At 44.6% G+C, this 12694-nt stretch carries 9 protein-coding genes; 5 read left to right on the top strand and 4 right to left on the bottom strand.

The annotated features are described in order from the left end of the window. Positions 1–11 precede the first annotated feature (11 nt). The 3 genes from WEIDD23_RS07320 to rlmH all read right to left on the bottom strand — a co-directional run bounded on the left by WEIDD23_RS07320 (position 12) and on the right by rlmH (position 3205). The gene (locus tag WEIDD23_RS07320; protein WP_010371194.1) at positions 12–1367 is read right to left on the bottom strand and encodes an FAD-dependent oxidoreductase; all 1356 of its coding nucleotides are present in this window, start codon (positions 1365–1367) and stop codon (positions 12–14) included. A gap of 95 nt (positions 1368–1462) precedes the next feature. Further along, positions 1463–2401: a DMT family transporter gene (locus tag WEIDD23_RS07315; protein WP_010371192.1), complete on the bottom strand. Its 939-nt coding sequence runs from the start codon at positions 2399–2401 to the stop codon at positions 1463–1465. Positions 2402–2725: 324 nt separating this feature from the next. Beyond that, positions 2726–3205 (bottom strand): 23S rRNA (pseudouridine(1915)-N(3))-methyltransferase RlmH, encoded by a 480-nt coding sequence (gene rlmH / locus WEIDD23_RS07310; protein ID WP_010371189.1) that lies wholly within the window; start codon positions 3203–3205, stop codon positions 2726–2728. A 730-nt stretch (positions 3206–3935) separates the two neighbouring features. Here rlmH and WEIDD23_RS07305 point away from each other — a divergent pair. The 4 genes from WEIDD23_RS07305 (at position 3936) to WEIDD23_RS07290 (ending at position 8342) form a co-directional block, all read left to right on the top strand. Then, a complete protein-coding gene (locus tag WEIDD23_RS07305; protein ID WP_029237443.1) occupies positions 3936–5279 on the top strand; it encodes a TrkH family potassium uptake protein in 1344 nt (447 codons plus the stop codon). A gap of 183 nt (positions 5280–5462) precedes the next feature. Next, the gene (locus tag WEIDD23_RS07300) at positions 5463–6506 is read left to right on the top strand and encodes an efflux RND transporter periplasmic adaptor subunit (RefSeq protein ID WP_010371183.1); all 1044 of its coding nucleotides are present in this window, start codon (positions 5463–5465) and stop codon (positions 6504–6506) included. Continuing rightward, on the top strand, positions 6499–7179 hold the full coding sequence (locus tag WEIDD23_RS07295; RefSeq protein ID WP_010371181.1) for an ABC transporter ATP-binding protein: 681 nt from the start codon (positions 6499–6501) through the stop codon (positions 7177–7179). Before WEIDD23_RS07300 ends, WEIDD23_RS07295 begins: the two co-directional genes overlap by 8 nt. Continuing rightward, positions 7176–8342, top strand: coding sequence for an ABC transporter permease (locus WEIDD23_RS07290; RefSeq protein WP_010371178.1), 1167 nt, complete (start codon positions 7176–7178; stop codon positions 8340–8342). The genes WEIDD23_RS07295 and WEIDD23_RS07290 overlap by 4 nt, the downstream gene beginning before the upstream one ends. 81 nt (positions 8343–8423) lie before the next feature. Here the strand turns inward: WEIDD23_RS07290 and WEIDD23_RS07285 are convergent, their stop codons facing one another. Next, on the bottom strand, positions 8424–11516 hold the full coding sequence (locus WEIDD23_RS07285; protein ID WP_010371176.1) for an MMPL family transporter: 3093 nt from the start codon (positions 11514–11516) through the stop codon (positions 8424–8426). A 167-nt stretch (positions 11517–11683) separates the two neighbouring features. Between WEIDD23_RS07285 and WEIDD23_RS07280 the strand changes: the two genes are divergently transcribed. Beyond that, positions 11684–12511 (top strand): HAD hydrolase family protein, encoded by an 828-nt coding sequence (locus WEIDD23_RS07280; RefSeq protein WP_010371174.1) that lies wholly within the window; start codon positions 11684–11686, stop codon positions 12509–12511. Positions 12512–12694 lie beyond the last annotated feature (183 nt).

The following is a 12694-nucleotide window of genomic DNA, read 5'->3' as shown; positions in this document are numbered from 1 at the left end:
TTTTATTGTGATTAGGCATCTAATTGGGCTTCAAGTTGTTGGACGGCAGCTTGTACCGCGTCCCATGGTGCGCCAACGACTGGTGAGTACGTTAAATCCAGGTCGCTGAAGGCTTCCACGGTCATGTCGTTATAAATGGCAGTCGCAAAAATGTCGGCTCGTTTGGCAACTTCACTGCCGTATTTACCAACCAATTGCGCGCCTAACAGGCGATGTGTTTGGCGATCAGCGGTGATGCGAATTGTAATTTTTTCAGCACCGGGATAGTACCCCTTGTGATCATCCACCACCGCAGTTGTTGTGATTGGGGTGTAACCGGCCTGCGTAGCTTCAGTAGGTAACAAACCAGTCCGGGCAGCAATCACATCGAAGGCGCGCAATACTTGTGATCCAATAATCCCGGCAAAGTGGGTTTGACGTCCCACGATATTCGCACCAGCAACGCGCCCTTGTTTGTGGGCCGTCGTCCCAAGTGGCAAATAGGTATCACCAAGGAGGCGGTGTTTCGTTTGGACTAAATCACCTGCTGCGTAAATATCGGGTAAGTTAGTTTGCATGCGGTCGTTCACAATCACGGCATGATTAGTTGTGACTTCAGCGCCGGCTTCCTCAAGCAATGTACTGTTTGGCCGCACACCGACAACAACCAGGACAAAATCAAAAGTTTCGTCGGTAGCCCCACCGATTAAACGGTAACCAGTTGGTGTTTGGGCAATTTCGGTAACGGTAGCGTTGGTGAAAACCTGCACGCCGTTTTGCGTCAATGCGTCATTAATTGGCGTTGCAAGATCGGCGTCGATGGTCGATAGTACTTCGGACCCTCGTTGAAATAACGAGACGGCGACATCACGGTGTGTGAGAGCTTCCGCCATTTCGATGCCCACGTACCCCGCACCAATGATAGCTGCCCGTTTTGGCTGGTGTTGCACCAATTGTGCTTCGATGTCAAAGAAATCACCCATGGTGTGTAGGACGTGGATACCGTCGCCTACGCCAGTAAGTGGCAATTCTTTGGGTACTGCGCCTGTCCCTACCATTAAGTGTTGGTAAGCAAAAGTGACGGCTTCCTCACCACGTGTGGCAGTGACCGTGTGGGCGGTTGGATTAATGGCAGTTGCCCAAGTGTTCATGTAAAAGTCAATTTGGTACGCCTCTAAATCTTTGACCGTTCGATGCGCCAAATTTTGCCAAGCGGAAACTTCCTTGCTGACCGCGTATGGAATACCACAGATTGAAAGGTTTGGGAATTCGTCAGCAAGGACTATCGTAATTTGGATGTCCTTGTTGAGCTCACGGGCACGTAAAGCTGCCGAGATACCAGCGTCACTCCCGCCAATAATGAGCAGGTCAGTTTGGATGTTGGCCATGTCATAATCCTCTTATTTTCTAATAGTGTGTTAATTATATCAAAAAAGCTACCAGCTTAACCCAGATGCTGTGGTTGAGCTGGTAGCGATTCAGATTACATCATTTCAATGAGGACAACCCCCACAATCATAATGACTAGGCCAATAATTTTGATTGGGGTAATCCGGTTTTTAAAGGCGCCGAGTAGGCCGAATTGATCAATGCTAAGACTGCCGATGACTTGACCTAACAAAGCCAAGACCACAACCGTACCGGTCCCAATCTTGGGTACCAAGAAGGCGTTTGAGAAAATGTAGATGGCACCTAGAAAACCACCCAACCAAATCCACCAAGGGGTCTTATTGCGGGCCAAGTTGGCCACGTTAGGCAAACTCCGTTGGGCTAAACTAACAATGAATAGCAGGATTGAGCCGATGACAAATGATACCCAAGCGGCATGTAATGGTGAGGCTAACATGCCACCAAACCGGCCGTTAATGGCAGCTTGTACTGCCAGCATGGCACCAACGATGACGCCGGTTAATTGCCATAACCAGCGTAACTTAACGGGTGCATGTTCGTTGTCTTCCATCTTGTCGCGACTCAGATAGCCGGGTAAGACCACAACGACTAACACACCAATAATTAGGAGCACCACGCCGACCAATCGCATGGCTGACAAGGCGTGGTGATCAGCCCCAAAGAGACCAAAATTATCAATGACCATACTCATGAGAATCTGCCCCATGATGGGCATAATAACGGTTTGGACACTGCCTAAGATGGGGAACAATAGAATGTTGGTGGTCAAACCAATCATTCCTAAGACCCCGCCGAGGTAAGCCCACCAAGGAATAGTGGCAACTTGGTGACTGGTTAAGAGTAGCTGCCCACCACTAGCAAAAATGACAATGGTCAAGAAGACTGTTCCGATGAGAAATGAAATTAATGATGATAGAAATGGTGAAATGACATATTGCCGTAGCTTGGAATTAACGGCCGTCTGAAACGGTGTTAGGCTACCCGCGATAATACCCATTAATAAGTACTGCATAGTAACGCCCCCCTCTTTGGTTAAAAACCTTATAACATCATTTTAGTCTTTTCTGGCAAGATGGCACGAAAAAGGCCAATATATTTTTTCAGTTTTTGCGTTTCATGTGAAACAGCGTCACAAAATAAAAAAGCGTGCGGGGATTGTGGTTTTCCCGCATGCTTTAGTTAAAATACTTTTTGAAAGCGTTTTCAATACATAATAAATCATGTTTCACGTGAAACTTTCATAAAATTTAATGTCATTTTGTAAGATTTCTTTTGGTTAAACGATATAAGTCGCCGAATCAAAATATAATATCAATACAAATAACGGTTAAACGCTTTATTTGTGATAAGGCGATCCTTGATTGATCATGAAGGCACGGTAGATTTGTTCAGTCAAAACCAAACGCATCAATTGGTGTGGCAAAGTAAAGCGACCAAAACTAATTTGTGTATTAGCACGGGCAATGACTTCTGGCGCTAAGCCCAGTGAACCACCGATGACAAAGGTTAAATCTGAATCGCCACGTAGCGCTAATTTATCAATTTCAGCGGCAAGTTCTTCACTACTGCGTTCCTTCCCTTTAATGGCGAGGGCAAAAACATATTCCTTATCTTTAATCTTGCTAAGAATACGTTCCCCTTCCTTGGCCATTACCTGATCCATTTGGGCTTGCGAAAGTTGTTCGGGCGCCTTCTCATCTGGGACCTCGATTACTTCAAATTTTGCAAACTTTTGTAAACGCTTGGCGTATTCTGCAATACCATCTTTCAAATATTTTTCCTTTAGCTTGCCAACGCCGATGATTTTTACGTTCATGGTCTTTACCTTTCCTTAATCAAATTAGTGCTTTCTTCGAAGTTTTAAACAGGTGTGGATAACTGCTTAAACAAATCGCAACTTTTGGCTTATCCACATGTTAAAAACGGGCTGTGGATATCTAACAAACCTTATTATATCAAAGTTTAGAGCGATTTCTGGGGAAAGTTATCCACATTTATCCACAGAATGGGTGTTTTAGTGTGTAAAACTGTTAAAACGTTGCAATATCGGCCTTTAGTCACAAAAACATGCCAAAAAATCCACAGATCGCTGCGGACTAAAAATAGTTTTGCACACCCTGGAATTTGTTGAAAACTAAAGATACAAAAATTGATAACATGTAAGTTTGCAACATTCGTTATTAAGCGCATTTTATGAATGAACAACCGATATAAAGGCGTGTAAATCGCCCAAAGACGAACGATAACGCGAAATAACATTCTGTTAGCTATAAAAACCCGTTACTGATTAAGGTTAAACTTAACGTTCGGTTGAAAATGCCCTTATATGGGCGTTTTGCATGTAGCAAGCATTTACACACAAGTTATCCACACTGAGTTTTCCCCCGTGGATAGTGGGTTTCGTTGCACAAATCGGGCTTTTTTCCACAAGTTTTCCACAGGATGTGGGTAAAACAGTTTATTTTTACCATTTTTATCCACAAAAATCTGTGCAAAACTAAGCCTCAACTCCTGTATAATAAAGAAAGTTGGGGGATACTTAACTTATGAGAAAATTACTTAGCAAAATGACCCCGCCACAAATTTTGACCCTTGGATTTTTAGTCATTATTTTCGCTGGCGCGGGCATTTTGATGTTACCAATATCGCAGAAAGCGGGGGTAACGGTTCATTATATGGACGCCTTGTTCACCGCCGTTTCGGCAACGGCGATTACAGGTTTGACGGTGTTAGACACAGCGTCGACCTGGTCACTGTTTGGGCATATTGTCCTTTTGGTGATGATTGAAATTGGCGCGCTTGGGTTCATGACGTTTGCGGTGTTGTTGTTTGCGATTACCGGACAACGCTTGGATTTAAAAGCGCGACTCATGGCCCAACAGGCCTTAAACCTAGGCAGTTTAGCCGATGTGAAAAGTGTGTTATCGTACGTCTTCTCACTGTCAGCGGTTATTCAATTACTAGGTGCGGTCCTGATGATGCCGGACTTCATTCCCCGCTTCGGCGCCAGCCACGGTATTTTCTTAAGCATCGCGTCGTCAATTTCAGCATTTGGAAATGCGGGTTTTACATTCTTTGACGAACCAGTCTTCTTTATACGGAATGATCCGTATATTCTGGTTGTTTGGATGTTGCTGATATCGGCTGGATCACTGGGGTTCCTGGTTTGGCGTGATTTATTACTTTATCGCAAGCAGCGTCGCTTGAGTTTGCACACCCGGGTGGCCTTGCACGTGTCAGCCTGGTTAACCGGTTTAGCGTTTGTTTTCTTCTTATTCACGGAAAAAGTGCTAACGCCATTAGCTGGGTCAACGTCACTTTGGCATCGCATCATGGACACCTTGTTTTTAGCTGTTGTGCCAAGAACTGCGGGGTTGGAAGTTGTGCCATTACGTGATTTAACGGCCGCTGGTCTGATGATTATCATGTTGCTCATGTTTGTTGGTGGAACGCCAGGATCAACTTCTGGTGGTATTAAAACAACGACGCTGGGAATTTTATGGTTGCAATCAATGGCAGCGCTACGTGGCCAGGAGCAAGTTAATTTTGGTGGTCGGCGCTTCAGTCAAAAAGTGGTCATTAAGGCCATGATGTTAGCAGTGATATCTATTGTGTTTGTCATTGGTGTGTCGCTCTTCTTGAGTATTACCGAAACGATTCCGAAGGGCGAAGGCTTAGAATATATTGTGTTTGAGGTTATTTCAGCCTTTTCAACAACCGGTTTTTCACTGGGATTAACGCCCCATTTAACAACGTTGGGGAAAATTGTCATTATGATGGTCATGTTCATTGGTCGTGTCGGCTTGTACACGGTGATGTTTTCCGTGATGAATATTCGCGAAAAGCCAACCAGTTTTCAATATCCGACCGAGGAAGTTATCATCGGGTAAATTTACTTATCAACCGCTGTGCTAAATTGCATGGCGGTTTTTTGTTACAAATAACATCTAAAACGATTGTTTTTGACATTAAGAACACAAAAATTTCAAAAATATGACAGAAAACTTTCGCATATTATACGATGTATGATATTGTATTTAGGTGATAAGAAATATTTTTGGGGGATATGTGATATGCGTAAGCGCGTTAAATTAGGGATAGTGTTGGTACCATTAGGGGCCGCAGTCATCGGCGGAACAGTCTTGTATGTGACTGATCATCAGGCAACAAAAGAGGCCGGGACGCCAACCTATCAGGTGGCAACGGTGAAACAGTCAACCTTTACGGTGGCTGGCAAGGTGGCACCAGTAGCCCAGCAACAATTAACGATTCCTGAGGGGAAAGTGCAACAATTGAACGTTGCCAATGGTGATACCGTCACCGCTGGTCAGGTGTTGCTAACGACTTTTTTGGATAAATCAATGGACTTAGCTGAGCAACAAGCAACCCTTGATAAGGGCAATCGGGTAGCGACAAGTGCGCAAAACACAATTAATCAATTGACACAGCAACTGCACCAGTTGCCTGCAGATGATCCAACACGGGCAGACTTGGACTCGCAATTGCGTGATGCAAAAAGCAATTTAGCTGATGCACAGGCGGATGTGCAAACGAGTCAGCAAGTATTACAGCGTGGACAAAATAGTCAGTATGGTCAGGTGACGGCCCCGTACGATGGACGAATTTCAGTAAGTTATGATCAGAGCGGTAAAGTACAATTGGCCATTACCGGTTCGGGACTACAAGCAACTGGTTTGGTTAGTGAGTACGACTACGACAAAGTCAAAGATCACCGCGATGTTGCCATTAAGGCTTTAGCAACGAAACACGAAGCAAAAACCACCCTTAATTTCTTATCGACCAATCCGGCGAAAGAAAGCAGTAAAAATATGGCGCGATACGCATTTACAACGGATAACTTGGATGCGACGCAATTTATGAATGGTCAATCACTGACAATCACAGTGCCGCAAGATGGGATTCGGGTACCAACGGCAGCTGTTAAACACGGCCATGTGTATCGCTACGTTGCGGGTAAAGCCCGTAAGACGCCAGTGACAACTGAAAAGCGGGATGGTTATTTAGTTGTCACGGCCGGCCTACAAGCTAAGGAACGCATTATTATGAACCCGGATAATAAGTTAAAAGATGCGGCACAGGTGGCGATTAGTGATTAATTTAAAAAATATCAATAAGTCGTATAGCCAAGGTGGCAATCAATTTCATGTCTTGCATGATATTAATTTGGCGATTGATGCTGGTGAATATGTCTCAATTATTGGCCAATCAGGATCAGGTAAGTCGACGTTAATTAACATTATTGGCTTTTTAGATGATCAATTTGAAGGTGAGTATCAATTTAATGACACACAAATTCAAACATTAAAACGAGCGGAATTAACGCCTTTCCGTAATGCCAGCGTGGGGTTTATTTTTCAAAATTTCAAGCTGATTCGGACGATGTCGGTGAGCGATAACATTGCCCTCCCCTTACTTTATGCCGGTGAAAAACGACGCCAAGTGCAGGCCCGGATTGATGAACAGTTAACACGGGTTGGGCTGCCTGACGTAGGTGATAAGCTCCCCACCGCCCTATCTGGTGGACAACAACAGCGTGTGTCAATTGCGCGTGCGTTGGTTGCCAATCCAAGTTTTCTGATTGCGGACGAGCCAACAGGTGCATTAGATAGTCGGACCTCAGCCGAAATTATGCAACTCTTTAAAGAGTTGAACGACCAAGGCACAACGATTATCTTAGTCACACACGATCCTAATGTGGCCGCAGCAACGAAGCGGACGGTTGAAATTCTAGATGGTCGCATTATTGCAGATTCGGAGGTGTCATCATGAGATTTTCTGAATTAGTGAAGGCATCATGGCATGCCTTGATTGCTAATCCGAAGCGGAGTTTTTTAACCACTATCGGGATTATCATTGGCATTGCGTCAGTCGTCACGATTATGTCACTAGGTGCGGGTGTTAAAAAACAGATGCTACGGGATTTAGATACGACCCAAACCGGGCAACAAACGGCGGAGATTTACTACAATTCACGCGATATGTTTTTAAATGAACCGGGCTTTGACAATCGGGATGTCACTATGTTGATGGACGCTAATCTCAAGGGCGTTGCGAAGGTCGAAATTTTGCAACAAACGAAGAAAATTGGCATGACCGCGATTATTAATGATAGTCAGCAAGCGATGACGGCGGATTTGGTTAACAAGCCCGTTAAACAACCAATTGTTGCGGGTCAAAATTTGACGACTTACGATTTTGAAGTGAAGAATCCAGTTATGTTGATGTCGGATAAGTTAGCAACCAAGATGTATACGACGGCTGCGAATGCCGTCGGGACTTCGGTTACGGTCCAGCAAACAACGTATACGGTTATTGGGGTTTATCATAATAAAGCTGCCGATGCACGGTTGCCGAAGCCCTTGTATCTTAACTCGAGTACCGGGAAACAAGGTAATGGGATTAAGCTGACTTTTAAACCAGGCGCTCAGGTAAGTGTGGGTGCCAAACAGGCGCTGCATCAACTGAAAAAATCAGGTAGTCATCATCGTGATGGTCGCTATGAATATATCGATATGGGCAAATTGCTGAAAGGGATTAGCAAATCGATTTCAGGAATTACCTACTTTGTGGCGGCAATTGCGGGTATTTCATTGTTTATTGCCGGGATTGGTGTGATGAATATGATGTACATTTCAGTTTCTGAACGTACACAAGAAATTGGTGTGCGCCTGGCATTAGGGGCGACACCTAAAAATATCATGATGCAATTCCTGCTAGAAGCGATTATATTAACGGTTTCGGGTGGTGTCATCGGCCTAGTTATTGGCACAAGCGTGGCAGCTGTTGCATCGATGGCGATGCCGTTCAGAGCGATTGTCACCCCCGCTTCGGTTGCGTTAGCGTTTGGCGTTTCAACGGCCGTAGGAATTGTGTTTGGCCTGCTACCAGCTAAGCAAGCAGCGAATAAGAACTTAATTGATATCTTGCGCTAGACACCTTGCAGCAATAACAAACTAATATGCAAAAAAAACGCATCCGCTTAGCGCGAATGCGTTTTTTATGTTTAAACCTAATTAACTTTCGTTTTCAACGGCCTTAACCAATAGCTTGTTTGCCAAGGCAACCCCGGCAGGCAAGAACAATGGCATGACGATCAAACTCAAGAACGCCAATCCGATGATCACGACTGTAGCAACTTCGATCAATGACAAGACCCCTGATGGAATCAAGGCTGCGAACGTACCAGCCAAAATCAATGCGGCTGATAGTACAACAGCACCGATAACGCCGGCCGCTGTAACCATTCGCATTGAGGCGTTTCCTTCGGCTTCACGGTAGCGCATCATGAGGAAGATTGAGTAATCAACTCCCAAAGCAACTAACATGATGAAACTAAAGAATGGTACATTCCATGACAATTCATTCGTGTCCATTACTTGGGCAATCAATAGTTGACCAAGGTGCAAAGCAGCACCGTATGAAAGTAATAGACCAAGCACAATCAAGATTGGCTTGATGAGTGAACGCGTGATGATAATCAACACTAACAAGATACCGGCCAACATAATGGCAGCGGTACGGATGAAGTCAGCTTCAGAAATCTTCTTCAAATCATCGTTACGAGCAGCTGTACCAGCAATCGCAACCTCTGAACCAGCTAACTTCGTGCCGCGAAGCGCGTTGGTAGCCACCTTTTGGATGTTCTTTGAAACTGGCATTGCACTACGTGAGAATGGGTTTTCATCCATAATCACTTGCAGTTGCAACGTCTTGTGATCAGCTGACATGTAACTCGTCAAAGCGCTCTTGAACGTCTTACCCTTCAAGACATCAGCTGGTACATAGAAGACTGATGTTCCCGTGTTACTCAAATCAGACAAGTAAGTTGTGGCTGTGCCCAACCCCTTACCGATTTTGTTCAAACCATCTGAACCTTCAGACAAGCCGCTTTGCAATTCCTTTGATTGGCTCTGCAAATCGCTAATGCCTTGGCTCAATTGTTGTTGACCTGATTGCAATGATGACAAACCAGATGTCAAAGCACCTGACTTGGTTGATACCTCACCAGCAGCAGATGAACCGCTGTCCAAGCTTGAGCTTAGTGTGCCGGCACCGGCTTGCATTTGGGTCAAAGCAGCTTGCAATTGGTGAACGCTGTCAGCAATTTGTGACAAGCTACTGCTCATTGATTCAGCTGATGTGACCATATCGTTGTTCATAGCACTGGCGTTGGCCAATGATTGCGAACTAGCCGTTAGTGAATCAATGTTTGAGCCAGCTGTTTGAATGGCTGATTGCACGTTACCGTTTTGGTTAACTGAGGCATCACCATTCAAGGTGTCACGAATTGACGTGAAGCCTTGATTAGCAGTGGCCAAAGCTGATTGTGCAGCGCCCAACGTGTCAGCTGTTTGACGTAAGTTAGCCGTCAAAGTTGGTACTGACGCATTTAACGTATCAATCGTTGTTGCCAAGCCGTTCACAACTGCGACGGCGTTTGACAAGTTAGATGACAATTCAGCAGCACTAGATTGACCTGATTGCATACCGCTTGTCAAAGTTGACAAAGCCCCTTGCAATTCTGAAGCACCATTTGCCAAGTCATTGGTACTTGAAGTCAATGGCGCAGCGGCTGATGCTAATTGATCAGTGCTGTTAAGTTGACTTGAAGCATCTGTCAAAGACTTGCTGATGGTCTTCGTCCCGGTCTTGGCATCGTCTAGCTTGTCTGACAAGGTAGCACTTTGTGATGCTGTGTAAAGTGACGTGATCTTTTCAGCCGTTGGACGGGTTGGTCCGGCAACGCTGGCAACCCCATTCAAGTTATTGATTTGACCAGTTAGGTTATCAATAATCGCCAAAGCTTCGTTGTTGTTCATCGCCTTCTTTGAGTGAATGTACACAGTTGCAGGTGATGCGTAGCCGGCTGGATAGTGATCTTCAATCGTTTGGACGGCTGACTTTGAGTCATACACGTCAGAAACTTCCCACAAGTCGTTAAAGTTCAATGGCTTGTTGTTTGTCACTGCCAATGGCACTGTCACCAACAAGACAGCCAAAATCGTTAGAATTGGCTTTCCAACCGCAAACGATGAAAACTTCGTCCAAAGCTTGCTAGTTTCAGGTTCGTTGAACTTCTTGCTTGGCCAGAACAACGTCTTACCAAGCAACGACATGATGGCTGGATTCAATGTGCTCATCACGAATAACATGACCAACACACCAAGAGCGACGGCGCTAGTTGCCTTGTAAAGTTGGAAGTTTGCCAAACCAAGGGCGGCGAATCCAATCAATACGGCTGTACCACTGTAGAAAATTGTACGGCCAGCTGTCTTGCGAGCAGCTAAAGCGGCGGTAACCGGATCGTCATCAATCCCTAATTGCTCACGGAAACGTGAGTACATCAGGATATTGTAGTCAGTTCCAATTCCGAATAGCACCACAACCAAGAAGACTTGGGTGAACGTTGAGAATGGGAAATTGAAGCTTTGCACCAAATTTCCGACAACGCTCAATGAGACCAAGTAGCTAATGCCGACCGTCAGTAATGAGGCGATTGGCACGATTGGTGAGCGGAATACCAAAATCAACACAACCAAAATAAAGATAATGGCAATGATTTCAGTACGCTTCACACCAGTCTGAGTCGTACTTGCGAAGTCATACGTGATCAAATCTTCACCAGTCAAACGAAGCTTCAACCCGTCAGTTGATAGCGCATCAGTCAGTGAGTTGGCCACTTCCTTGACGTTACCTTGAGACTTGTCGACACTGATTTGAACCAGCGTTGTCATACCATCCTTTGAGTTCAGACGGTTAGCAACGGACTTGCTTGTCGCAAATGACGTCAGATTAGTGATGCCATATTGCTCCTCACGTAGTTCCAAGTTCTTAAGGGTGTCCTTAAGATCCTTTTTCTCTGCCTTGCTGATTTTCTTCCCATCTGATGACGTATAAACTGCGGTCAAATCGTAAGTTTGATCGCTTCCCCCGTTGTAGATGTTACTTAGGTCAGCAGACTTCGAAGTCTGTGATGACGCAGGTAAGGAGATTTGCCCCTTTGTTTGCGCCAAATCCGACATGTTTGGCAAAAAGAGCACTGCGACGACCGCAATAATTGCCCAAATTGCTAAATACAAATATCGGATTTTCTTAAACCATTTCATGACAAAATCCTCGTATTCAATTGTATAAGTACATGTGTGATATAAAGTACACTAGATATATTCTAACATGTTACGTGTCTAAATTTAGGGGTTATTTGCGGAAAACTAGGCCCAAATTAAGTACAATTAAAGGTAAAACAGTGAACTGGATTGGGGAGTAAATGATAATGGCAGAAATTAGCTTGGTCGCGACGGATTTAGATGGGACTTTTTTAACGGACGTAAAGCGTTTTAATGAGGCCCATTTTGATCGCATTTTACAATTATTAGCGGCACAGGATGCGAGATTTATCGTGGCTAGTGGTCGCGATGAAGAGCAAATTGATAAACATTTTAAACGTTTTGCGGGGCGTTATGATTTAGTAGCTGATAACGGGGCGATTGTGAAGACTGCGGATGGTCAAACGTTGAAAGTATCAGGACTTGAAGTGCCAGAGGTAGCAACCATGATGCAAGTTGTGACCGACCTGCCCTTCGATCCCCGGCAAGGTGCCTTGTTTACCGGGCGTCACGGTGTGTATATGTTGCGTGATCAAGGTCGGCTAAATTTAGCCCATCAATCACTAGTGTTGATGATGTTTGCACATGTCACGATGATTGATAGCCTAGCGGAAATTGATGAACCAATTTTGAAAGTAACGATTGGCTATGCAGAGCATCAGACGAATCACTTTATTCAAGCTGCGCAACAAGCATTGGGTTCAGCCGCCCATGTGACGACGTCTGGGTATGGGTCAGTTGATATCGTGGCACCAGACGTGAATAAAGCCAATGGTATTAAGGTGCTGGCAGATTATTACGGGGTGACCGCTGACCAATCGTTGGTTGCATTTGGTGACGGACTAAATGATGCGGAAATGTTAGCTTTGGCAGCGCAACCGTATGCAATGAAAAATGGTGATGACTCATTGCTAGAGCGCTATCCTGCTGCCCTAGACGATAATAATAATGATGGTGTTTTGTTGACTCTCGATGAAATATTAAGAAAACAATAAGACGGCTATACGTTTCAATATGCAAGAATATGCATATTGAAACGTATTTTTGTATACAGTGATAATTCGTACAATAAGCTTCATATGCCAAGTTTGTGAACTTCACAAACTGGTTATACATAAATGTTAAGATGGCGTTAGAAAGATTTACAATTTGTTCGCATATGAAAGTTAAGATTGGGG

The organism is Weissella sp. DD23 (assembly GCF_001579105.1).
Taxonomy (GTDB): domain Bacteria; phylum Bacillota; class Bacilli; order Lactobacillales; family Lactobacillaceae; genus Weissella; species Weissella cibaria.
The sequence above is the reverse complement of the archived record's forward strand: the minus strand, read 5'-3'. Positions and strand labels throughout refer to the sequence as shown.